The sequence below is a fragment of the Rhizobium sp. NZLR10 genome (assembly GCF_019685125.1).
GTDB lineage: Bacteria > Pseudomonadota > Alphaproteobacteria > Rhizobiales > Rhizobiaceae > Rhizobium.
The window spans coordinates 194,385-217,578 of sequence record NZ_JABDWE010000009.1; the positions used below are offsets into that span (position 1 = coordinate 194,385).

The 23,194-nt window shown below is 54.0% G+C and carries 16 protein-coding genes and 2 pseudogenes; 12 read left to right on the forward strand and 6 right to left on the reverse strand.

Annotated features, from left to right (window positions below):
* Window positions 1-25: 25 nt before the first annotated feature.
* The 3 genes and pseudogenes from HJB82_RS15815 to HJB82_RS15825 all read left to right on the forward strand — a co-directional run bounded on the left by HJB82_RS15815 (window position 26) and on the right by HJB82_RS15825 (window position 4,260).
* Window positions 26-1,051: a Gfo/Idh/MocA family protein gene (locus HJB82_RS15815; protein WP_221140589.1), complete on the forward strand. Its 1,026-nt coding sequence runs from the start codon at window positions 26-28 to the stop codon at window positions 1,049-1,051.
* A gap of 79 nt (window positions 1,052-1,130) precedes the next feature.
* Window positions 1,131-2,297, forward strand: a complete 1,167-nt coding sequence (locus tag HJB82_RS15820; RefSeq protein WP_221140590.1) for an ABC transporter ATP-binding protein — start codon at window positions 1,131-1,133, stop codon at window positions 2,295-2,297.
* 182 nt (window positions 2,298-2,479) lie between these two features.
* Window positions 2,480-4,260, forward strand: a pseudogene (locus HJB82_RS15825) (methyl-accepting chemotaxis protein).
* 36 nt (window positions 4,261-4,296) lie between these two features.
* On the opposite strand, the gene HJB82_RS15830 reads toward HJB82_RS15825, so the two are convergent.
* Window positions 4,297-5,571, reverse strand: coding sequence for an ROK family protein (locus tag HJB82_RS15830; protein ID WP_221140591.1), 1,275 nt, complete (start codon window positions 5,569-5,571; stop codon window positions 4,297-4,299).
* A 454-nt stretch (window positions 5,572-6,025) separates the two neighbouring features.
* Between HJB82_RS15830 and HJB82_RS15835 the strand changes: the two genes are divergently transcribed.
* The 5 genes from HJB82_RS15835 (at window position 6,026) to HJB82_RS15855 (ending at window position 11,427) form a co-directional block, all read left to right on the forward strand.
* Complete coding sequence (locus HJB82_RS15835; protein WP_221140592.1) at window positions 6,026-7,312, forward strand: DegT/DnrJ/EryC1/StrS family aminotransferase; 1,287 nt, start codon at window positions 6,026-6,028, stop codon at window positions 7,310-7,312.
* Between the two features lie 134 nt (window positions 7,313-7,446).
* Complete coding sequence (locus HJB82_RS15840) at window positions 7,447-8,118, forward strand: HAD family phosphatase (RefSeq protein WP_206990321.1); 672 nt, start codon at window positions 7,447-7,449, stop codon at window positions 8,116-8,118.
* 151 nt (window positions 8,119-8,269) lie between these two features.
* Entirely contained in the window at window positions 8,270-8,767 is a 498-nt protein-coding gene (locus tag HJB82_RS15845) for a GNAT family N-acetyltransferase (RefSeq protein WP_246638997.1), read from the forward strand.
* A 333-nt stretch (window positions 8,768-9,100) separates the two neighbouring features.
* A complete protein-coding gene (locus tag HJB82_RS15850) occupies window positions 9,101-10,309 on the forward strand; it encodes a glycerophosphodiester phosphodiesterase family protein (RefSeq protein ID WP_246638996.1) in 1,209 nt (402 codons plus the stop codon).
* A gap of 35 nt (window positions 10,310-10,344) precedes the next feature.
* Entirely contained in the window at window positions 10,345-11,427 is a 1,083-nt protein-coding gene (locus HJB82_RS15855; protein WP_221140593.1) for a hypothetical protein, read from the forward strand.
* Between the two features lie 337 nt (window positions 11,428-11,764).
* Here the strand turns inward: HJB82_RS15855 and HJB82_RS15860 are convergent, their stop codons facing one another.
* The 5 genes and pseudogenes from HJB82_RS15860 to HJB82_RS15880 all read right to left on the reverse strand — a co-directional run bounded on the left by HJB82_RS15860 (window position 11,765) and on the right by HJB82_RS15880 (window position 18,951).
* Window positions 11,765-12,538, reverse strand: a complete 774-nt coding sequence (locus HJB82_RS15860) for a hypothetical protein (protein WP_246638995.1) — start codon at window positions 12,536-12,538, stop codon at window positions 11,765-11,767.
* 188 nt (window positions 12,539-12,726) lie between these two features.
* Window positions 12,727-13,440 carry a GntR family transcriptional regulator gene (locus HJB82_RS15865; protein ID WP_221140595.1) on the reverse strand — a complete coding sequence of 238 codons (714 nt, stop codon included), beginning with the start codon at window positions 13,438-13,440 and terminating at the stop codon, window positions 12,727-12,729.
* Window positions 13,441-13,645: 205 nt separating this feature from the next.
* Complete coding sequence (locus tag HJB82_RS15870) at window positions 13,646-14,230, reverse strand: hypothetical protein (protein WP_221140597.1); 585 nt, start codon at window positions 14,228-14,230, stop codon at window positions 13,646-13,648.
* 689 nt (window positions 14,231-14,919) lie between these two features.
* Window positions 14,920-15,088: pseudogene (locus HJB82_RS15875) on the reverse strand (transposase domain-containing protein); the annotation flags it as partial.
* A gap of 713 nt (window positions 15,089-15,801) precedes the next feature.
* On the reverse strand, window positions 15,802-18,951 hold the full coding sequence (locus HJB82_RS15880) for a hypothetical protein (protein WP_221140599.1): 3,150 nt from the start codon (window positions 18,949-18,951) through the stop codon (window positions 15,802-15,804).
* Between the two features lie 576 nt (window positions 18,952-19,527).
* Between HJB82_RS15880 and msuE the strand changes: the two genes are divergently transcribed.
* From msuE to HJB82_RS15900, 4 genes are all read left to right on the forward strand, one after another.
* Window positions 19,528-20,115: an FMN reductase gene (gene msuE, locus HJB82_RS15885; RefSeq protein ID WP_221140601.1), complete on the forward strand. Its 588-nt coding sequence runs from the start codon at window positions 19,528-19,530 to the stop codon at window positions 20,113-20,115.
* 22 nt (window positions 20,116-20,137) lie between these two features.
* The gene (gene sfnG / locus HJB82_RS15890; RefSeq protein WP_168257372.1) at window positions 20,138-21,241 is read left to right on the forward strand and encodes a dimethylsulfone monooxygenase SfnG; all 1,104 of its coding nucleotides are present in this window, start codon (window positions 20,138-20,140) and stop codon (window positions 21,239-21,241) included.
* Window positions 21,242-21,403: 162 nt separating this feature from the next.
* The gene (locus HJB82_RS15895; RefSeq protein ID WP_409201848.1) at window positions 21,404-22,297 is read left to right on the forward strand and encodes an ABC transporter ATP-binding protein; all 894 of its coding nucleotides are present in this window, start codon (window positions 21,404-21,406) and stop codon (window positions 22,295-22,297) included.
* Window positions 22,297-23,193: a branched-chain amino acid ABC transporter permease gene (locus tag HJB82_RS15900; protein WP_221140605.1), complete on the forward strand. Its 897-nt coding sequence runs from the start codon at window positions 22,297-22,299 to the stop codon at window positions 23,191-23,193. Before HJB82_RS15895 ends, HJB82_RS15900 begins: the two co-directional genes overlap by 1 nt.
* Window position 23,194: the final 1 nt, after the last annotated feature.

Consider the following 23,194-nt stretch of genomic DNA (forward strand, 5'->3'; position numbering starts at 1 on the left):
TTTCCTTTATGAATGGAGTAATGAAATGAATAGACTGCGAATGGGCGTCATCGGCGCCGGTCTCTGGGGCGGCAATCATGCCCATACCTTTAATGTCTTGCCGGAGACCGATCTGGTCGGCGTCTGCGATCTTGATGAGGGCCGGGCGCTGAAGATGAAGGAAAGCTACAGCGCAATGCAGGCCTTCACTGACTACCAGAAGCTGATCTCAAGCGATCAGATCGACGCCATCTCGGTCGCAACGCCTGACTTTACCCACACGCCGATCATTCTAGCGGCTCTGAAAGCCGATAAACACGTGTTGAGCGAAAAGCCGCTTGCGACGACGGTGCGTGAAGCCGAGGAAATCGCTGCGGCTGCCGCTAAGTCCAAGGGCAAGCTGATGATTGATTTCCACAACCGTGTGAATCCGATCCTCGCCCAGGTTCGTGACATGATCCAAAACGGTCAGATCGGCTTGGCCAAACACGGGACCGCGCGTCTTTCGAATACGACATTCGTTCCGCTCGAAATGCTGAGCTGGGCTGCAAAGTCTTCGGCACTCTGGTTCCTGGGCAGCCACCTCGTCGATGTCCTACGTTTCATTCTCGCAGACGAAGTCGTGCGTGTTTATTCGGTTTCCCGCTCGGGTACCCTATTTGCCGCCGGCGTGGATACGAAAGACTTCCATGTGTCGGTGCTTGAATTTTCCAAGGGCACGGTCGTGACCATGGAGAACAGCTGGATCCTGTCGCGTGACAATCCTTCGCTTGTTGATTTCAAGATCGAGTTCGTTGGTGAAAAGGGCCAGGTCCAGGCGGACCCCACCCATAATGGCGGCCTGCGCAAGATCGTCGACGGCGGACTGAAATACAATGACTACATCGGCATAACACCAACCGGCGCGACACGGATCGGCGGTTTTGTCTTGGAATCCATTGCCCGCTTTGTCGATAGCATTGTGCGAGACGCTCCGCTGCTGGCAGATGCGCAGGACGGTCTGGCAAACACAAAGATCCTGGCGGCGATCGAAGAATCCGTCGCGACCGGCAAGGCTGTGAACATCGGCTAAAGCCGGAACCAAAGGCGAGGGGCATGTCCGCACAAACGGTGCGGCTTGCCTCGCTTGAAAAATGCGGGAGTACATAAAAATGGCGTCCATGACCTTCGACGGGATCGGCAAGACCTTTCCGGACGGGACCGTTGCCGTTGCGAATGTAAGTTTTTCGGTCGCGGACGGAGAATTCGTCGTGTTGGTCGGCCCGTCGGGTTGTGGCAAGTCGACACTATTGCGGATGGCAGCGGGTCTTGAAGCGCTCAACAGCGGCCGGCTGCTCATGGATGACGCTGACGTGACGGAGACAGAACCCCAGGACCGGGATATTGCGATGGTTTTTCAGAACTACGCGCTTTACCCCCATATGACCGTTTACGACAACATGGCCTTCGGTCTGCAGCAGCGAAAAATGCCCAAGGACAAGATCGACAAGCTGGTTCGCGACGCAGCGGAAATGCTTGATCTTACCCGTTATTTAGAGCGCAAGCCCGGGGCATTGTCCGGCGGTCAGCGCCAACGCGTGGCGATGGGCCGGGCGATCGTTCGCCATCCCATGGCGTTCCTGATGGATGAGCCTCTTTCCAACCTGGATGCAAAACTCCGCGTGCAGATGCGCGGCGAACTGAAGCTCCTTAATCAGCGGCTCGGCGTCACAACCCTTTATGTGACCCACGATCAGGTCGAGGCTATGACCATGGGCGATCGTGTGGCTGTGCTGAAGCCGGTGTTTAATGGACAGGAGAGTAATCTTCAGCAGATCGATACGCCGCAGATGCTTTACGACAAGCCGTCCAATCTGTTCGTCGCGGGGTTCATCGGTTCGCCCGCCATGAATTTTGTTCGGGTCGAGCTGACGGCGGAAGGCGGGTCGCTAAAAGCTGCGGTAACTGGAACGAAAATATCCTTCTCGGTCCCAGCCCAGGGGGCACTGTCGGCCTTCGCCGGGCGACAAGTCATTGTTGGAATTCGCCCAGAGATGTTTAAGGTTTGTCCCGAGGCCGAGGCGTTGTTCAACGAGCAGATCCCGGTTGCCGAAGCGCTTGGAGCCGACACCTTCGTGTTCTTCGACATCGCGTCACCGTCGGTCAATATCAACGATGCTGAAGATACCGAAGACTTTCTCAATAAGGGTAAGAACCGGCTCGTGGCGCGTATACCACCGGCGCTGACGCCTCGACCCAATCAGGTGCTGCCATTGACTGTCGACCTGGAGAAATTGCACTGGTTCGATCCAGTAACCGGGACTGCGATCCGCGAGTGACAGAAAGTGCACTTACCATCGCCATCTGGGGTTTCAACTCTTTTCTCCTGCCCTCCCAGGCAACTTGGCTGTCGTCGATTACGAGGTCGGCGGCAGCCATTTTTTTAAAACCCGAGACATCAAACCATCAGAATCTGAACATCCATCTGCCGTAAGTGATCCCGAGCTTAGAGGAGTGGCCTGTGAAACACGTTTCCATTGTCGGTAAGTTCTTTATCATCATGGCCGTCTTTGGCGTCATGGCACTCAGTCTGACGTTCTATCAGAGCCGGCAAATGTTGAAAGTTAACGACAGCTGAATGACGCACGAGAAAACTTCGTCAGGTTCATGGATATGGCGATTGCCGCAGTTCCTGAGCAGAGCGAACTGCCGAAGTTGAAGGCGGATGGATTCTCCGTCCTGACCGATACGTGTGGTGCAGCCATCGCTGTTGGTCGCGGCGGAACTAGTGAAGCCGAGCTTGCCATGGTGCGCAACTCTATCTCACTCGTTGCCAACCCGCCTTTGCTGCCATCTCACCGAGATTCACATCCGTCACGGAAAAACTCGCTTCCGACGCAGATCAAAAGCGTGCTGGCGTTTCAAACGTTGTCCGTGACACGTCCGTGCTGAGTTTGGGAACAGCTATTGTGGCACTCTTCACTGTCTCGTGTTTCGGCTTTCTCGCAATTCGCGCCTGGTTGGTCAAACCGATCAAACAGATGGTTACGACGATGAAGGTCATAGCCGACGGCGATCTTACTTCGACAGTTGAGGGAACGATTCGCCGCGACGAGATCGGATCGATGGCCCGGGCAGTACAGATCTTCAAGGACAACGAGTTGAGGGCGCGCGATCTCGGAAAGGATGCAGAGACAAGTCGTGGCGCAAACGAGATTGAACGTGCGCGTCTCGCCGAGACCGATCGTCAGCGGGCGCGGGATATGGCGGAGCCAACGACCGGGCTTGCAGAGGGCCTAAGGCATCTCGCCGACGGGAACCTCGTGTTCAGCCTCGACGACAAGTTCGCCGAGGACTTCGAACCGTTGCGGGCGAACTTCAATGCTGCTGTTGCCCAGCTCGCCGAGAGCTTGAGAGCTGTGTCGAACGCAACCGAATCGATAGATGATGGCGCGCAGGAAATCAGTTTGAGCGCGCAGGACTTGTCACGCCGCACAGAGCACCAGGCTGCTTCACTGGAGCAAACCGCCGCCGCGCTGGATCAAATTACCCAGAACGTCGCCAGTTCCTCAAAGCGCACAGCGGAGGCGCGACATGTTGCGATCGAGGCAAACAAGTCGGCGCGCCACTCCGGGGGGTGGTCTCCAGCGCTGTCGCGGCAATGCAACGCATCGAACGGTCATCCTCGCAGATCTCCAGTATTGTCGGGGTCATCGACGAAATCGCGTTTCAGACCAATCTTCTGGCGCTCAACGCAGGCGTCGAGGCGGCACGATCCGGCGAGGCAGGAAAAGGTTTTGCAGTGGTTGCCCAGGAGGTGCGGGAGCTTGCTCAACGCTCTGCGCATGCAGCAAAAGAGATCAAGGATCTTATCCGGTTGATGAGGTCAGCAGTGGCGTCAAGCTGGTCCGCGATACCGGCGAGGCGCTCAAGATCATCGTGGACCAGATAGTGCTGATTAACACTCAGCTTGATGCCGTCACGGCCGCTTCCAACGAGCAGTCCGCAACCCTTTTTGAGGTCAACTGGACAGTCAATCGAATGGATCAGGTTACGCAGCAAAATGCAGCCATGGCCGAGGAATCCACGGCTGCAACCACGGCACTTGCCCTTGAGGCAAAACAGTTGCGCGGGATTGTGGCGGAGTTTCAGATTGAGAATGCACTCTCTGAGAAGCAGACCAGTCAAAGCAACCGTGAAACAGCGTCAATATCTTTGCCAGCACGCCGGATGCTGGCAAAGGTCGCGAACGAACTCGGCAAAGTGAGTGACGGTCGAGTTGCAGATAGATCCCGGCAATGACCGCGGACCTCCCGCAGGAACGTATTGCGGATGTCCTTAGATGACGAAATTCAGCAATTCAGAAAGAAGAAGACTGGCGGCACCGCGTAAAGCCGCCAGGCATTCGCTATCTCCGAAAGCAAGGGCAATTTCATCGCCCGGGCGACGGAATACCAATTCCCGGAAGCTTTCCTGGATTAAATGAAGCATGGGGTTTCCCCCTCGTACGATGTCGCCGTGAATAACGATAAAATTGGGCGCCATGAACTGCTGGAGGTTCGCCAGGCCGACCGAAATATTGAACGCGTAGTCGCGAAGTAATCCTCTTGCGCCTGGGACATTGTCGTTGGCCAGAGTCAACAATCGGCTCACATCCAACGAGCGAGGTTGTGGCAACCGCCTGACCTTGGCCTCGTCCGTTAACCACTTCGAGCTGGCGATTGTTTCCCAGCATCCGCGTCGGCCGCACTGGCATATCCGACCTTTGATGTCTACGGTCGTATGACCGATTTCACCGCCTGCACCTGCGGGTCCCCGATAGAGATGCCCATCAAGGTAGAGCGCCCCACCCAAAGTCTCGCCGATATGGACAGAGGCGAAGTTTCTCCGACCGCGGCCTTGTCCAAACCATCGGTCTCCAACCAGCAAGGCTCTGGTATCCTGATCGACACACACGGTAACTCCGAATCTTTTGTGCAACTCGGCTTCGAGCGGTAAGCCGTCCAGGAATGGCCCGAGACTGACGGTCACGATTGTGCCCGTCTCCGTATTGATCATTCCTGCCACTGCTACACCTATCCCTAAGATCGGGTTGCCGGATGTGATGGTTTCTTCGACACAGGTGCTTATGATACCGAATGCGTCGGAGGGCTGTGTTAGGTTCTTCGGAAAATTGGCGGCGTGCTGAGCATAGACCTCGCCCTCCAAAGAGACCAGACACGCACTCACGCGGTCGTGAAGCAGGAGCACCGCGCATATCGGCCTTGCATCCTTGGAAAACCACAACTTGGTAGCCGGCTTGCCGCCTGTTTCATTGGGAGGTATCACCTCTCCTTCCGCAAGAACGCCCTGATCGATCAGGGGCTGCACAATCCCTCCGATAGTTCCTCGAGTCACACCGGTAAGGCGTGCGAGATCCGCTCTGCTAGATGGTCCAATGTCGTACAAGGCTTGCAACAATCGGCCCCGATTCGCAGGGCCCAAGGTTCCTGTTGGAATCAATCTTTGAGCCAGTACAACACCCTTAGTGCTCTCATCATTATGGTGATCGTCAGGACTGCCCTCGCGTTCACCCAGTCGATGAGCTTCGTGTCTTCTTATCAAGGATTCCATAGCATCCAATCCTGTTGCCGAATTCCATTGCCACCAACGGCCAGTACTAGCGGAGGGCAACCGTTCCTTCACCATTCGGTGGGCTCGGATTATGAGCTCGGGGCAATGTGCTGTTCGTCCATCGCCTCTTCAATAGGCACCCGGCGTTGCGGGAAACTTTGGCCGGTTCCCGTCCCAAGCCTCATTCAGTGATCCCAGTTGTCCGCCCAGCCGTTAAAAAACTGTTGAAATTTCCAACGTGCTCCGCGCGGAAGCTGACCAAAGTGACGCCCTAGGCGCCTATCCGCCAATATACAACAAATATTCAGAAAATACTTCTTTTAACTCGCTTGCTCCAAATCTACTTTAAAATATACTTTCTGATATACTCTATTTTAGCTATCATACGTGGGAAAGCAGTGCTAGCGTTTGTGTGGGCTGATCAGCATTCTAGTGAGCATGATTGGAGAACGTGATGAACGGATTCGGTGCACTACGACTCATAACTCGCAACACGACAGGTGCTTTCTCAGGCGAGAAGCTCGCCGTTTTCGGTGGGAAGCCTGTGGTCCCTCAGGGACGTGTTACACCTTGGCCCGCCGCGGAGAAGAGGCACTCGGATGCCCTGCGTGGAGTCGTGGATGGTGGAAAATATCACCGCGTTAATCATCCAATTGTGAGCGGTTTGGAGCAAAGCCTTGCAAGGTGGACTGGGAAGTGGCAAGTGCGCGCTGTCGGCAGCGGAACGGCGGCCATTCACATCGAACTCGACTACGTCAAAGAGCGAGGCGAGCAAGTTGTTACCGCGGCACTGAATTGGCCAGGAGCGGTAGGACCAATCAAAATCAGCGGTCTCCAACCCGTCTTCGTTGATGTCGACATGAACTTGGCCGGGATTGATCAGCGCGCGGCCGCTGAAAAGTTCGGCCCTAATGTAGCTGCAGTTTTAGTCACTCACCTTTTCGGAAACAATGTTCTCGTCCCCGACGCGAGGTCTGCAGCGCGAGCTCAAGGCATTGCTGTGATCGACGACATCTGCCAATCGATCGGCGCCGCGAAAGCAATCGTCGGCGGTGCGCATCTTGATGCAGACGCGCTCGCTCTATCCGGAAACGGCGCCAAGCACCTTGGGGCCGGCGAACTGGGATTTGTCATTACTGAGGACGCCAACTTGATTGCACATGTTGATCGCGTATCGCTGTCCAGCTCGTCTCGGAGTGGAGCGCGAATATTCTCGCCCTATTCCCAAGGGTACAACTACAGGCCGAACGTATTCTCGTCATCTATAGCGAACTTGCGAGTCACTGAGATTGATACGCAACTGCAAATCCGAAGAGAAAATAGCAAGCTTTTATGGGAGATGATCAGCGAGCTTGTGGGTATATTTCCTCTATTTAATCCATCTGACTGCGACCATTCGATGCTCAACTTTCCCCTCCGGATCGAACCTGCGGCACTTGGCTTCGCACCAGGCCCGGCTGCAAGGGATTTCGTGGTCAAATCGCTGCAGGCTGAAGGCGTGCCTATCTGTGTTTGGCTCACGAAGCCGGTATTCGAATATCTCCCAGACATTTGCGACAACTGGAAGTCCGCCGATTTTCCAAATACAGTGAAACTCTTGGATACGATGTTTTACGTCTCCGAGATTGCGCCGCCCAACGACGGCGAATTGATGCGGCTTTATGCAGAGGCGTTTCACAAGGTCTGGAATGCTCTTCATAAGCAAGGTCCGAAGATCGCCGCAGGAGCAATTTCCGGCTGAGCACCACGCGTCAATTTCCCAGTGCCGAAATGGTCAACATCCGATCGGATACAATCCTACCCTGCTCAATGCCTGGAAGATTGAAAGCTGGCACTGGGGCAAAACTCAGAGTCGTTCTATAATGAGGACTACTAATGTCTTTTTCAAAAAGTCCGAAACTACTGATCTTCGACTGCGATGGGGTTCTCGTCGATAGCGAGCTAATTGCAACTGCGGTTCACATCGAAGCTTTGGCGAAATGCGGCTACATCATATCGGCTGAAGAGTATAACGATCGCTTCATAGGAATGACTGACCAGCAAAGTTATTCCGTCATAGAATCCGAGGGCGACTTACGCCTACCGGAGGATCATCATGAATGTGTGATGGCCGAACTTGCAAAACGATATCCTCGCGATCTGCGTGCAACCAGCGGCGTTCGGCAAACCTTGGAGACCATTAATTTAAAGAAGTGCGTGGCGTCGAACAGCGATGCTGCAAAGCTTTCCTTGGCGCTTAAAGTCACGGACCTACATGATTACTTTTGGCCCCATGTCTTTAGCGCTTCGCAAGTTGCGCGTGGTAAGCCTGCGCCGGATCTGTTTCTGTTTGCAGCAGAGAATATGAACACACCGGCTAGCAGTTGTCTCGTTATCGAAGACAGCGTTGCTGGAACTCAGGCGGCGGTGGCAGCCGGGATGATGGTGATTGGCTTCGTAGGTGCTTCGCATTGCCTTCCTGGGCACGGAGACAAACTGATGGAGGCAGGTGCCACTAAGCTGTTTAGCCGCATGACCGCCTTGCCACAAATCTTAGCAGGTTTGTGATCACGCTGTTGCGTGCTGGCGACCCGTCTTGAATCGCGGCGTCACCGTGCAGGATATATCGTGAGGTCCGATAGCTGACTAGTGCAGGGGCTTCACCTCAAGTTGACCGATCGTCACTCGATTGCTCGGCCCGCCAAAAAATGGAGACACTATGACCGAGAAAGCAATGGTAGCTGGAACTCCGGTAACGATCGAGTACCTAGAAAGATTTCCGAATTTCATTTCCATTTGCGCAAGTTGGTCTTTCGGACAATGGGGTTGTCAATCAAATGGCTCGTACGAACAAACGCGAGACGAGTTTGAAGCGGCAACAAAAAGCTCGATGCCGCTAACACTAGTCGCCATCGAAAACGCGTTGCCGGTAGGAATGGTCACGTTGGCTGATCGTGATTTCGATGGAAAATCTCATCTATCCCCTTGGCTTAAGTCGCTTTTTGTCCATCCATTTCACCGCAAAAAAGGAATAGCCAGGTTGTTGATCGAGCGGCTCGAGCACGAAGCATCGTGCTTCGGTTGCAAGAGTCTTTATCTGACAACAGAGGACGCGCAACTTCTTTACGAGAAGAGCGGCTGGCGGGCAATTGATCACGTCCAAACATCGTATGGCGAAGCGGCGTTAATGAAGAAAGCCCTGCTTCCTCTCAACTGAGGCTACGCTAGGACGAAATAATTGCGCCGGAGCTCCAAGCTGCTTTCATGACAGCTCTCTCAACGCTTGAGCACGCGACGTCACGACGTGGCAACGCAGCGCCTTGGGTGGAAGCCGATTTATGGATCATCTTGATGTTGAAGAGCGTGTTATTGCCGGCACATCGCAGCGATAGTGGGCCGGCTAAAAACTTCCTCGCACTACGGGCACCCCCAGGATTTCGCTCCCCCAAGCCTTAGCCACTGCTGTGATGGGCTGTTGCAAAGGCCGCACGAACAAGCCGTACAAAGTAGCGAGCTACCCGAAATTCTCATCGAAAGGTTCTGAATCTTTATGGACACCAGCAACAATGTGGCATCAGTGCTTGTGAATTTTTGCTCCTCGCGTCTCGGTTACCTCGGCGGCCGACGTGATTTGCGTGCATCGCTCACTTTAACTTCTCTTCTTGCTTTCGGTATTCCATCCTACGCCGCAGCAGAGGCGCTACTTCCGGTAAAGCCTTCACCATATCTTGTAAGTGCGATTACGAGAAACATGTTCAAGCTGCCGAAACCCGATGACGACTTGGTCCTGCTATCTGCGCACCGCGGATCTTGGGAGATCTATCCTGAGAATTCAGCCTATGCCTTGCAAGACGCCTGGAATTCGCAGATTGAGAGCGTGGAGGTCGATGCCCGCTTCACCGCAGACAAAGAAGTCGTTCTATCTCACGACTACAGGATTGAGCGCGAGTCAACTGGAAGCGGCCTATTATATAATCAGAACTTGTCGCAGCTACGACAGGCCGATCTACGGGACCGACATGGCCGCGTTTTTACGGATTCACAAGGGCGAAAGGCGAAGTTCCTAACATTCTCCGCCGCGCTCGATCTACTCGCCGAATATGTTTCCGATGATGGTCATGGGTACGTGATGATCGTCGATATCAAGGCGGCAGTCGATGATCAGGACCCTACTGATCCCATCGAGCTCATGCAACGCTGCCTTGACATTCTCGCGAGCAAGGGAAATGCGAAACTCAGCAAAGCCGTTGTATTCAAGCTCAAAGCAAAGGATGCGGCGGATGTCGGCACGATTCTAAATCGGACAACCTACGACCCCAACCTCATTGGCGGGCTGATTGTCGTCGAAAACCCGGATGACGAGAATGTGAAGGATTCCAGCTATGATCCCCACGAGGATCCAATCTACGATCAATGGAATGTGGTGCCGTTCTCCATTCAGTTTGAAATGAACCAATTCTATAAAGGTGACGGTCTGCAGGCATATTTCGACTATATCGACCAGCTGCAGGGCTTCGCCACCTATCATGAAAGTAACTACTTTCCAGAGGGCGTCGCAAACAGCGCCGGAAAATGCTGCTTCGAGCACAACACGGATCCGAAATCGACCGCTCAGCGAGGGATCGTACCAGATTACCGAGGAGATCCTGAGATGGCGCTCGTCAATCGTACCAATCTTATCACCACTGATTGGCCCGACGTAGTCGGCGATATGCTGCGCCAGATACGGCGCCGCAACACCTCCGAACTCACTCGCTAGAGCAAGACCTCCGCTTTCAAAAAGGGAATGTTTTGATGAATAATGGAATAAAAATCTTCCTATTGTCTTCCGCGCTGGGCTGTCTTGTCGCTGGAGAAGGGCAAGGGGCATCATGTACCAATGAAGCCAATTGCCTTAGAAGCGCGTCGGAGAAAGTATCTCAGACGCTCACACCGAAGGTAGTGCCCATTTTCGGGGAATTTCCAAAGCTGTACATACACGACTCGGCGGCAGAAGCGGATTATCCGGTGCCCGAAGATACGAGGCAGGCATTTGACTTCTATACCAACAAGACTTCCTTCAACCTTCCACCGCGCACGTCAATCGAGACTAGTCGAAGCGCGTCGATCAGACCAGACACGGGGTTCACTGTCCTTTTGGTCGAAAAAACCCGTGAAAATACTGTTCCTAATGGCGGCAGCGCCTTATCGCTTCTAAGTTCTAATTCAAACGATGCTTACCTATCATTCGCATTGGGAGCTGCACCCAATCCGAATGGTCAGAAGTGGTCATTCGCGAAAAGCCTGCTTCAAAGCGACATGGCGTCTACTGCATGGTGGCAGAAGCCCTGGGACATGAACGTCGTGGGGCCAACAGGGGCATTCTCCGGCACTGAGTGGATTTACTATACCTTTACTCCAGACGGCAAAGTTCGCATGGACCGTTTTGCGCCATACACATATTTTCTAGCGTTTACAGCTTACCAGTGGGATGAGGCAGTGCTCGACAGTGGGTTCCCGCATTCTCCTTTCAGCTCTGGCACGCCAACCGATCGTCCGAAATCCGTCATTTTCGGATCGGTTGGCCCATGGGTTATTGGCGCTGCAGCAGTGCCCGGTCAGACATCGCCCATGATTGAGCCAATTGAGGCGTTACCGGGGTTTGAGGGAGTGACGGTCTTCGCGAACCCCTTGTCGATGAAAGAAGTCGTAGCGTATCAGAACTCCCTGAAGAGGAGCGACTTTCTCGACGTCAACATGCTGCCCTGCAACAGCGGCCAGTACCTTTCCGGCGAGATAAGGACTCCCTGCGGCACGGCTCGTCCTGGCAATCCTCCGTCGAATGTGAAATCGGTGGCTGGTGATGCGATCCGCACTAATATTGAACGCTTTGAATAACGAATGTTGGACGACTCTCATTTGTTCCAACGGCGATCAGACGGCATCAGTTTCAGCTACCGCGATGCCGCAATCCCGGTCGCTTGTGAACCGAATGTCTGACAAGATTGGGCAAAGATGGTGACCACTCAAGCGTGGAAATCGCCGCGCTAAGATATTCTAGAACTATAGCTGGATTAAGCCGTCTCAATTTCTGAGCATTGCAGCAGTGAGATTTTCTCCGGCGCGGCCCCAGGTGGCCGGCGTGCGATCCTCAAATAGTGTCGCCAGCGAGGCCCGTTTCGTGAAAGCCTTTTGAGTTCGCTCAGCGACTTGAGCGTAGGTCCTCGTCCGGCCCTTATTCATCTCTGGCCCAACCCTTGCTGTCGGCTGTCTTCGCGAGGAGGAATGCATAACACCTGCTGATCTCGTCGAGCTTTCTCACTAACTCGCCGTCCGATCCACCAAGCAAGGTTTGATAGCCCTCGCATCTTGTTGACCTCTGCCAATCATTCCCAATAAAGCGCGCGATCGCATTGCCGAGGGAAGAAACCCTTCGTTTAGGGCTGCCAAACGATACGGCTGCGCGCCTCAATCCGTCTAGGAAGCTTGCGTCATCGAGTCCGCTATAAGGTTTTCCTTCGGAATTCGTCGCATTGAGGAAGATCTGCTCGTCACCGACTACGCTATATCCGCCGCCCAAGCCATTTTTCGTTGCATCCGCTGCCTCGAAGAATCTCTGCGCCACGGTGGCGCTAAGGCTGCCCTGCGGAAACCGCACGATAACAAGGCCTGTCTTACCTGTCGTGTCGTCGAGGCGAGAGGTAAGAACGCGATATTGACGCAAGACGTAGCCTAGCGAGCTGGCAAGCCTATCCGCCGCGGCATCATCGAGATCACCCTCGGTCTGAAGCGATGCATTTGTTTTGAGGAGATACCCGCCCGGCGTAACCTCTGTCCTCAAGGTCGCAGCGTCGATCCCGTTGGCTGTTATGATCTTTGGCACAATGTCTTTTGAGACTTCGGCTGAAAACGTCGCTCGATCAACATAGCTGGCTTGGCCAAGCCGCGGCAAATGGAAACCTACGGAGGGCGTTGCCCGATAGGACACAAGCACCTTTCGCTCTGCCATCGCTGTATTCTGGGATGCTGAAGGGATGGCGGCAGCCTCTTTGATTTGGCAACATAATTAAAATGCTGGTAGGTGATGCCGACGTCGGCTTTTGGATTGCCCGCAGCAGCCGCAGATATGCGCGGCACTCGACAAAATTCTTCAGGCTCGTTGACTAGGATCATTCGTCGAGATGACAGTTTGAAATGTCACAAAGTTTTCGCAGGCCCCGGAAAACCTGTTAATCCACGTTCGTTCACCTCTTGTACAATCCTTGAGACGGCACCCTGTTCTAGATCAAGGTGGTTCATCAACGCGGACTCCACCAGGGTCGTCGCCGTGCCTAGTTCAGACATTGCGTCAATTAGCTTCTCGAGGCTTTCAACAAACGCGGGCCGAAGTTCCGACGCAGTTAGTTCCATTCGTAAAGGGTGAGTGCAAAAACAGAACCGGTGGACGATTTTGCAAGCCTCGCAATTCGATGCTTCTTGCGCGATTTTAGTGAATATCGCTTCTGCCCTTAAGGCAAGTTCGTCAGAGGACAATTTATCCGCCACGGTCCAGCTCTCTGGGACCTGCGGCCGCATTCGATTCAATGCCGAGATCAGGGTTTCTCGTCCGACAACATAAACATCTAACAGAGCTCTTTCCGACATCGGCCTGGTGAAAAAGCCTCTTTGAGGGATGTATTGAATCTTCCCTTCAGCTGCGAGCCGCTGAAGCGCTTCGCGAACTGGTGTTCGACCAAGATCGAGCTTCGACGCTAGATCCTGTTCCCTGAGATGTTGCTCCGGCACACGACCGTTACTGTGGAGAATTCTTCGAATAGCATCGTAGGCAATATCGGCCTTTGCAGGTTCTGGTTCAGTAGAAAAATTCGAGCCACCCCCACGACCTTGGGGCGCGTTCTTGCAACACCGCATTTGATAGTTTTCCTCTGTCGATATCCTTCAAGGACCCTACAGGAGCTTCTTGCTTTGAGACCGGACGGTCGCTTCGAATTGAAGGTCGAATTAGTCGACCCTTACAATACCGGCACCGCGTTTCACGCCCGAACCAGATTCGGGATCAACCACCTGTATTACAGCCGCGGCCGTAATTGGCAGCTATCGCATTCTGCCGCTAAGTTCAATGCCATAGGCACAAGGCTGCGTCGGGATGGCGCGCTGGTCCAATGTCTACCCCCGTCGTATTACGCGCAAGCGGCCGCCCTTTAAGCGAACCGTGTCTCCAAGGCCTGGAAGTGCCATCAATGTACTGACAGATTTCAAAATCAACATGTACATGATAGCTCTTCGGTGGACGTGTGTCGGCCTCACCGTCGATGAGTAATTTTGCCGATCGGTTACTCCTATCAATCAGCTGATTATAGGCTTCGGCGGATTTGATGTAGCCGCGGTTCGCAAGAGCCTCGACCTGTCCATCAGTAGCGATGGTTTCGCCGTTGTCAGAATCGCCTCCAGCGCAATCAAAGACACGTTCAGATTTTGAAAGAGACCATCTGATCTGATGCATTTGTTCCGGTTCGTGTTTGGTGGCGAGATGTGCTTTGGTTAGGCCCAGGCCTATCCTTGCCTCGTGTTCGGCAGGTGGTTGTTGCAATGTCGACAATTTTTCAAGGCTCAGCTCCATGCCGGTCACTACGGGACGGTTCCCCATTTCCGGGCTATCACACCTGACTTCGTTTGGATGCATTTTGTCACGTCGGTTCATCTAAGCCTCCCCTCGCTGACCGGGGTAGTCCCATGCCGCGTGTTGAGCAGGTCTAGACGGCGCTCCGCCATAGATCAATATTTAACAATAATATATTTTCTGATATATTTGGCAAATCGCCATAGCTTAGCTTTCTACTTTGGTGTTCGAGTACACAACTCGGCACGATATAGTATTGTGCAAGCGCGGTGAAGCGTTGCTTGAGTCCGCAAATGTTTGATCTGACAATCTCCCGTTGCCGATGGCCAAACCTCGAAGTGGTCATGTACAGCTATGACTCCCTCAAGCAGCACGAAAAGTTCCCCTTCTATCTGAAAACCCCGACATTTTGGTCGGATTGAGTATTTCGTCACCATCGGATCGATCGCCAATGAGTTGAATTTATTCGCAGAATCTCAGCCGCGACGGAAACACTTCCTTCGCTCTTGTATTGAAAGTCGAACACCAGATTCCTGACAGGATAACGCGTGGGAAGAACACCGGTTACGCCGAAGTCAGTTTACTCGGACCACCATTATATTCGGCCGGCAGAGAAAGCGTTCTCGGCAGGTCGGAAACGGACATCCTAGCTTCCCCTTGCGGTAGAACCGACTAGTTTCGCTGGACGAGCGACACACCGCAAAGCAAAAAACGAACGGCATTCTTATCGCGCCAATCAGCTCGTGTAAGCATCCGGTGACGGCCGCAGGTTAGGCTGCTTGAGCGTTCAGTCCGTGTGGCTGCCAATTCCACGGAAGCAATTGCTCCAGCTTACTGATTGGCGTGTCGGCGATTCGGGCCAGGACGTCAGCAAGCCAAAGCCTGCGGATCGATGTCGTTGAGCTTGGCACTCATGATCAGCGTCGCCATGAACCGAGCCGCTCTTTATCTTCCTGAGACCAGCGCCGCCGGCGCTCGACAGACGTGATCACTTCAATCTGATGCTTCGTCATAGGACTACTCCTAGTGTTTGCACTAGGACTTCCGATGTTCGTCTCAACCTCGCAAGACGGCCCTCACCGGACGCTTACGCGCTCGCTCCCGGAACATTCCTAGCGACACAGGCGGTCTCATAGCCACAAACGTGGCTGCCGTCGAAACAAGTTCGACCACAACCACGCTGCCTTGGGATGCGAAAGGTTTTCCCGAGAGTCCGGTTTTCCGGATGAGGTAGCAGGGTCAGCTACTATTCGTGCACATTCAACGAAAGTAATTGTCGCCGCGAGAATCGTTGGGCGCGCCCACGCTAGATTATTGCGCCGGCGGTTACGCACCTACAGAGGTGAACAGTTTCGCAGCAGATTCAGCAAAGGTACAGCCGATTAATATCCCACTCCCCCATGGCAGCCACGAGCCGACGCACATTCGCCAGCCCACCCAAAAAATTCCGTTCAGCTCAAAAAGCATGATGTCGCAGATGTAAAGCAATTCGTGAAAGAGCTGGTTCGTCGAGTCGTCCGATCAGCTGACTGTCGAGAGAAGTTCCATGGGCTTGAAGAAGCTTAGGAATAAATCAGCTTCCCCACGAGCGACCCGACCCAGGATGGAACAGTTCCGCATAAAAGACTATGTTAGCGCTGGCGAGCGCAATTTTAGCCACCATCCGATAGCTTCTTTTCGACATCCCTCTTCTTTTCAGCTGCTTCCTTCTCGATAGCTCGTTTTAGCTCTCCCTTCTTAATCGACACATCTAACGGCTTGATTGCCTCTACCGCCATATCCAGTAGAAGCAAGCGATCATCCTTTCGCCAGTGACTCCAATGAACCCGTGTCAAAAAATGTGAAGCAAGATTGATACGCAGGAACGTTGCCGGGGGAAGCGCACGAATGGCATCGTAAAGCGCATCCTTTCCACGACCACTTTCGATGTCGGTTAACCACGCACTATGTAGAATTTTCTCCATAGGATGCTCGAACGAAGGTTTGGCAACGCTTTCTGCGAGAACTCGTTGACGTGCCTGCTCACAGAGATATTCCAAGGTTCGTCGCATCGGTTGCGACAGCATGTAATACTCGATCACATCGACCATTGTTTCGATGAACTTTTTGGCTTCCACTAAATCCTCAGGATGCTTGCCGTTCGACCGGAAAAAGTGCAGTACATTTTCGTCGGTCGCCAGCTCACGCTTCATCTTCGCAAAGTCGATAGCCGCATGAACGCTCGTCCAATGATGGGTCAAAGCGCTTCCGAGCCTAACGATGCTTTTTGTGATGTTCTGCTTTGTCTTACCCGTCAGGTGTTCGGCGCCAGAGCCTAATATGATAACGCCGACTGCCCAAACGCCGATCGCATGCTGTAGGTGATGGAGGTTTTGATGGTCTGGCGGATGGCTTTCGGCGAATTGTTCGTCTGGCTGCTCGGCTTCGAGCCGGCTCTCTTCAGCAACCTTTTCCTTCACATGATCGATCATATCGATCATCCGTTGCTTCGATTTGGTGTCGCCCCTGTTGTTTTTGATATCATCCTGGGCCTGCGCCACTTTTTTGTGCAACACTTGCAGTCTGTCTTGGGAACCTAGCATTACGGGATGAATGTTGCCCGAGATAAGAAGGTGTTCTTCGTCGGATTGGAGACCATATTGGGCAATGAGGTTGTCCGTAAGCGCGAGGTACTTGCCAACCAATACATCTGCCGCACCAATTTCACAGTATATATCGAACGAGTTGAAATCAAAATCAGTTGCATTGAAATCATAATATTTTTCAGCCAAAATATTATCCTGCGAAAGTTCACTGGCGAGCAGGTATTTCTCGACAAAAGGCAGAGAAAATCGGACATTATCCCCCGCGTCGAAATGAATTATACCTTTATCGACAAACGCCTGTATGAATTTGAGAGGATCAATTGCAAAATCATATAGTTTGGAGAAATCCTGCGTAAAGGCAACAAGTTCGGACTGTGAGAAAGACATTTTCTCGACGTTCAGCTGGACCACGAGTTTCCTCAGAAACCGAGAGCGTGTCGTTCGGCTAAGCGAAATGTCCGCTTTATCATCCGCCACAACAAACGTCAGGAAGCCGTCTACCGCGAGTTGGATAAGTTCCGACCTGCGATTAGCCTGTAACAAAGCCGCTAAAGTCTCTTTTGGTATACCGGCAAAATAGGTCGGGTGGGCCGCCAACTCGAACCTATTGAAAGTGCGATTTAAACGAAACGCCACGACCTCAGCTTCGGAGGACGACATTGAGAAATTTTTCTGGAGAAACAATGCTATGTCGTGAAAAGACACAGGGCATAAACGGCAAAGGTCGGCAGATTGCTCGTTCGCGAATTCGGTGATTTCAACGATCCTAGATTCGTTTTTGCAGATGTAGATGAACTTTGCCTCGGATCTTGCTTTGATCTCGCCCCGAATGAAATTCATTTTGATCCGTGACGAAAGTGGCAGCCCATCGATGACGTACACGACCTGAACGCCCGAGCCCTCATCAATTAACGGCACGGACGGCGACGACAGGCTCGCTAGAGAATTTCGAGGCGGCGCCATTGCATTGCCATCTATCACGATAGGGAGAATTTGTGCGTCTCCGACGCTGTTAGCCAATAGATGATCGGCAATTACCCACGGAATACTGTCATCGGGGTATGTTGCGGGCAACGTGATGACGACTGCTGACTTCGTCGCTAGCACCTCCAGAATATCACGGGGATGGCGGTCATCAATATCATCGATATCTCGATCAGACTCGGTCCTGCGCAGACGCGGCACCGGTAGTCGATAGCCTTTCTCCTGCAGCTGATACTCTGGGCAAAGCGCCTTGAGTTTTGTGCGAATTACGGATTCCGCTTCATTGAATATTTCTTGAAGGGAACGCTCGCCATTGACTGCGTTCGGTTCGGGTTGAACTAACTTGCCATTCGATTGGCGTTTCTTCTTCAGGTAATCCACAAATTCTTGGTTGCCAAGCTGTAGCCGTAGGAAGTGTGCAGCGTTGGCGGCAGCTGCCTTGCGAACGCCTCCTCGCGACGAGGCTTCTAACTCGTTCTTAGTAGCATCAGCATGGTCAGAAATGCCACGGATCGTCAGAGCGCTAATCGCCTTAGCGGAAGCCTTCTCATAAACCGCACCACTCTCCGTCTCAACAGCTAAGACTTTGCGGTCAATTTTACGTAGCTTCTCGTTATATTCCTCGCTTTTCGTTACCGCCGCACAGGCAACTGTTCCCTCCAAGGCCTTAGGTTCGTGAAGGCTTTCCGCTCTTCCCTTCCTCCCGACCAATGGTCCTGGAACGAGCGTCTTTGCGAAATCGCCACGATCGGACCTCCAAGCTTTATAAAGAGGCCTCAATTCTCTCTTTAAACGCATGAAGTTCAGGCACGCGACTAGGGATCGATCCGTCCGATAATGGGTTGGCGAGAATTCGATATCGATACCGCCTTTATTGTCACTTGCTTTTGCATTGTCGAGAACGTCAAAAACCTGAGTGCTGTAACATACGTCTCCAAGCTGTAGATCGTCGCTCAACGAGCCAGCGATACCCAAACATACTGCCAGGCCAATATCGAACTCTTCCAAAACTGACGCTATTGCGTTGCCAGCGTGGGTTCGCCCCATACCCTCTTGCTTAATAACGATCATTGTAAGATCACTGTTTGCTAAGTTGATCGCCGATCGGAACAAAAACTCTGTTGAGAAGTCCTCGCCGAGATCGAACACCTCCAGAAACTCTTGGCACTCTTCCTCAAGAGGAATAACGACGGCCACATCAAAATAGCGTCGCTCAGTAGACATAATTTCCATTCTGATCATCTCAACCTTAAATCACACACACGGCACACTGATAACTACCCTTGATCGTCTTTCCATCCCTCAAGCAGACGTTTTGATCTATATTCACAGACATATCTTATGTTCGATGTTCACTGACGGTCTGGCGAGCGCAATTCCTGCTTTCGTGGAGGATGCCACGTTTCACCGCCGGCAGAACGCGTCAACGACTTCGCCAGGATATGACCCAGATTAAACAGGATCTGCTCTACTACTATGTTCGCTGCCGCCGCTGACGTGCATTTCGCCGTTGGCGATGTTGTCTGAGTTGGCTGTGATTTCTTCGAGTGGTTCAACGTTTTCGCCAATCATGACGGCGACGCTGCGGACGCCCCGCCGATTCGGCATCGGAGAGTTGTTCGCCCTCGCCATGGCATTCGGTTCGTTGCCCCACATAGAACGCCTTGCGCAGGTTACTGAGGTTTTTATTTCGTCAAGCTGGCGCGATTTCAGGATTAGAATCCATGATTGGAAGGATTAATAGCATCAAGTCGTTACCATTTATCCATAAAATCGATAGACTAACACAACAATTAAGGTGCTGCCGAAATGAAAATTCTGGGTCTATCGGGGAGTGTGAAACGACCGTCGCGAACTGCCTCCCTTGTGGAAGCGATCGTGTCGGAAGCCACATCGAAGCTGAGTCTCGATGGGCAAACCATAGAACTGGTTGACGCTGCCCCCATTCTCTTCAAGGCGCTTCGATCGGACCAGTTGGATGCCGAGGGGCGGGCGATTATCGACGCCGTCGAGGCGGCTGATGTCCTTGTTGTCGGGTCGCCGGTCTACCGGGCATCGTATACCGGCGCTCTCAAGCATCTCTTCGACCTTGTTGACTACCGCGCACTGACCGGAAAGCGGGTCATTCTGGCTGCCACAGGTGGAACACCGCTGCACGGTTTGATGACCGAACATCAGTTGCGCCCGCTATTCGGCTTCTTCAACGCCCTGACACTGCCGACGTCGATCTACGCTACCGAAACCGATTTCACGGATTATGAGATCGCCAGTCCTGTCGTTCAAGAGCGTATCGAGCGCGCCGTTTCAGAACTCGCTCAGGTGCTGCCGCTCTCTGAGCACACCGCTGCCGCGCGCGCTCATGCAAACCGCCGGGCGCTCGCCGACGCGTCAGCCTAGCCATTTCAAGAGGGAGAGTATCATGTCCTATGCCAGCAGAGAGCCGGTCAAATTCGCCTACTGGGTTCCCAATGTTTCGGGTGGCCTCGTCATTTCCAATATTGAGCAGCGGACGAGCTGGACGATCGAATATAACAGAAAGCTGGCGCAGATCGCCGAGGCTAGTGGCTTCGATTATGCGCTGAGCCAAATTCGTTTCACCGCCGGTTATGGCGCCGAATTCCAGCATGAATCCGTCTCCTTTAGCCATGCGCTGCTGGAATCGACGACAACGCTGAAGGTGATTGCCGCCATTCTGCCGGGACCATGGAATCCTACACTGGCGGCCAAGCAGATCGCCACCATCAATCACCTCACCAATGGTCGTGTCGCCGTCAATATCGTCAGTGGCTGGTTCCGAGGCGAGTTCCACGCAATTGGCGAGCACTGGCTTGACCATGACGAGCGCTACCGCCGCTCGGAGGAATTCATCCGCGCACTGCGCGGTATTTGGACCGAAGACAATTTCACGTTCCACGGCGATTTCTATCGCTTCAACAATTATTCGCTTAAGCCCAAGCCGATCGATCCACAGCCGGAAATCTTCCAGGGCGGCTCCTCTCGCGCTGCACGCGACATGGCATCGCGTGTTTCCGACTGGTACTTCACCAATGGCAACACGCCGGAGGAAATCGGCAAGCAGGTGGCTGACATCCAGGGCAAGGCGAAGGCTAACGGTCATTCCGTCCGCGTTGGTGTCAACGCTTTCGCCATCGTCCGCGAGACCGAGGTAGAGGCAAGGGCCGTGCTCGCCGAGATTATTGAGAAGGCCAATCCAGAGGCGGTCAATGCCTTCGGGCACGAAGTCAAGAACGCCGGGAAATCATCACCTGAAGGCGAGGGCAACTGGGCGAAATCCTCTTTCGAGGACCTGATCCAGTACAACGACGGCTTCCGCTCCAACCTGATAGGGACACCCCGCCAGGTCGCCGAGCGGGTCATCGACCTGAAGCGCGCCGGCGCGGACCTCATCCTTCTCGGTTTCCTGCATTTCCAGGAAGAGGTCGAGTATTTCGGCAAGCACGTCATCCCGTTGATTCGCGAGTTGGAAGAAGCCGAAACGGCGACGGCCGTCGCCGCCGAGTAATCGCAACACGTTGTCGGCCGGCCCGCAAAGCCGGCCGCATCAACGATGACAGGCCAAGAACCCGGTGGTTCGTGGTGGGATAGCGTGCGCCTATGAACTCGTGGGCTCGTGGCGCGCCGTCGAAAGCAGGGGCTGCACACTATGACATTTGCCTTCGGAGGCTTGGGAGCGGCGCCGTTTCCGCCGGACGTTCAGGAGCACTTGGCCGGCTTGGACAGAGGAACAGGCGCGGCCTGGGCGTCGCCCATTGAAGCCGGCGCAACGGACGGCATCATTCTGGAGCTGGTCCGCATCGATCTATCCTTCGGTGGCGTCGTCGCCCTGAAGGATATCGATCTGTCCGTTTGGCGTGGCGAAATCCTCGCCGTTATAGGGCCCAACGGTGCTGGCAAGAGCTCGATCATCAATGTGATCAGCGGCGTATACCGACCCGATCGCGGTTTTGTGTGGCTCTCCGGGCGCCGCCATGCCCAGGTCCCGACGCAGAAACTTGCCCGTCTCGGCATCGCTCGCACGTTCCAAAACCTGGCATTGTTCAAGGGTTTGAGCGTTCTCGACAATGTCGTGGTTGGACGAGCGCACAAGACGCGGTCTAGCTTCGTCGAACAGATCGTCGGCCTCGGTCGAGCCCGCACGGAACAGAGGGATGCCCGCAGTCGGGCTTTCGAGGTGCTCGAGTTCCTCCACCTTTCGCATATTGGCGATCGTCTGGTCGGTACACTGCCTTATGGTCTGCAAAAACGGGTGGAATTGGCGCGCGCTCTGGTGGCCGAGCCCGACATCCTGCTGCTCGATGAGCCGATGGCCGGAATGACGGCGACGGAAAAGAACGAGATGGCCGATTTCGTGCGCGCCGCACGTGACAGGTTCGGTACCACCGTCGTGCTGATCGAGCACGATATCGGCGTTGTCATGGGGTTGTCCGAACGCGTTGTCGTGCTCGACCACGGCCGCAAGATCGCCGATGGAACACCCAACGAAATCCAGCGCGACCAGCGCGTGATTGATGCCTATCTCGGTGTCGCTCTCGAAAATGAAGAGGGGGCGGGCATCTGATGGCTGATTTCGACTGGCTGTTCTTCATGGAGGTTCTCGTCGGCGGCCTTTTGTCCGGCGTCATGTATTCGCTGGTCGCGATCGGTTTCGTCCTGATCTACAAGACATCCGGCGTCCTCAATTTTGCGCAAGGGGCGATGCTCCTGTTCGCGGCGCTGACCTTCGTCAGCCTGACGGAACGCGGCATTTCCTTCCCGCTCGCATTCGCGATCACCTTCGCGATCATGGTCGTTATCGGGATAGCCGTCGAGCGCACCGTGTTGAGGCCGCTGACCAACAAACCGCCGATCACGCTCTTCATGGCGACGCTCGGCCTCTCCTATATTATCGAGGGCGCTGCCCAACTGATCTGGGGCACGCAGGTGCACGGTCTTGATCTTGGTATCGAGGATGTGCCGTTCGATGTCGGTGGTGTCTACATCAGTCAATTCGACATCTTCGCAGCCGTCGTTGCCGCCTCCATGGTGCTGCTGCTCTCTGTCTTCTTCCGTTACACCCGCATCGGGCTTGGTTTTCGCGCCGTGGCCGACGATCAGTTCGCGGCGCTCGCCGTTGGGTTGAGGCTGCCCTGGATCTGGGCGACCGTCTGGGCTGCTGCAGGTCTGGTGGCGCTGGTCGCCGGTCTTTTGTGGGGAGCGCGCGTCGAGGTGCAATTCTCCCTGTCGCTGATCGTCCTGAAGGCCTTGCCGGTTCTCGTCCTCGGTGGGTTCGACTCGATCCTCGGCGCGATCCTCGGCGGGTTGCTGATCGGCGCGTCCGAGAAGCTGGCTGAGGTCTATATCGGCGGATATTTCGGCGGCGGCATTGAGGGCTGGTTTGCCTATGTCATCGCGCTCGCCTTTCTTCTCGTGCGCCCTTCCGGCCTGTTCGGCCAGAAGCTTGTGGAAAGGGTCTGAC

What these genes read in the sequence shown, in the direction of transcription:
- HJB82_RS15880 (WP_221140599.1), bottom strand. Translation starts at nt 18,951, where the DNA reads ATGGAAATTATGTCTACTGAGCGACGCTATTTTGATGTGGCCGTCGTT.
- HJB82_RS15840 (WP_206990321.1), top strand. Translation starts at nt 7,447, where the DNA reads ATGTCTTTTTCAAAAAGTCCGAAACTACTGATCTTCGACTGCGATGGG.
- msuE (WP_221140601.1), top strand. Translation starts at nt 19,528, where the DNA reads ATGAAAATTCTGGGTCTATCGGGGAGTGTGAAACGACCGTCGCGAACT.
- HJB82_RS15855 (WP_221140593.1), top strand. Translation starts at nt 10,345, where the DNA reads ATGAATAATGGAATAAAAATCTTCCTATTGTCTTCCGCGCTGGGCTGT.
- HJB82_RS15815 (WP_221140589.1), top strand. Translation starts at nt 26, where the DNA reads ATGAATAGACTGCGAATGGGCGTCATCGGCGCCGGTCTCTGGGGCGGC.
- HJB82_RS15835 (WP_221140592.1), top strand. Translation starts at nt 6,026, where the DNA reads ATGAACGGATTCGGTGCACTACGACTCATAACTCGCAACACGACAGGT.
- HJB82_RS15870 (WP_221140597.1), bottom strand. Translation starts at nt 14,230, where the DNA reads ATGAACCGACGTGACAAAATGCATCCAAACGAAGTCAGGTGTGATAGC.
- sfnG (WP_168257372.1), top strand. Translation starts at nt 20,138, where the DNA reads ATGTCCTATGCCAGCAGAGAGCCGGTCAAATTCGCCTACTGGGTTCCC.
- HJB82_RS15860 (WP_246638995.1), bottom strand. Translation starts at nt 12,538, where the DNA reads ATGGCAGAGCGAAAGGTGCTTGTGTCCTATCGGGCAACGCCCTCCGTA.
- HJB82_RS15845 (WP_246638997.1), top strand. Translation starts at nt 8,270, where the DNA reads ATGACCGAGAAAGCAATGGTAGCTGGAACTCCGGTAACGATCGAGTAC.
- HJB82_RS15820 (WP_221140590.1), top strand. Translation starts at nt 1,131, where the DNA reads ATGGCGTCCATGACCTTCGACGGGATCGGCAAGACCTTTCCGGACGGG.
- HJB82_RS15900 (WP_221140605.1), top strand. Translation starts at nt 22,297, where the DNA reads ATGGCTGATTTCGACTGGCTGTTCTTCATGGAGGTTCTCGTCGGCGGC.
- HJB82_RS15830 (WP_221140591.1), bottom strand. Translation starts at nt 5,571, where the DNA reads ATGGAATCCTTGATAAGAAGACACGAAGCTCATCGACTGGGTGAACGC.
- HJB82_RS15850 (WP_246638996.1), top strand. Translation starts at nt 9,101, where the DNA reads ATGGACACCAGCAACAATGTGGCATCAGTGCTTGTGAATTTTTGCTCC.
- HJB82_RS15865 (WP_221140595.1), bottom strand. Translation starts at nt 13,440, where the DNA reads ATGCGGTGTTGCAAGAACGCGCCCCAAGGTCGTGGGGGTGGCTCGAAT.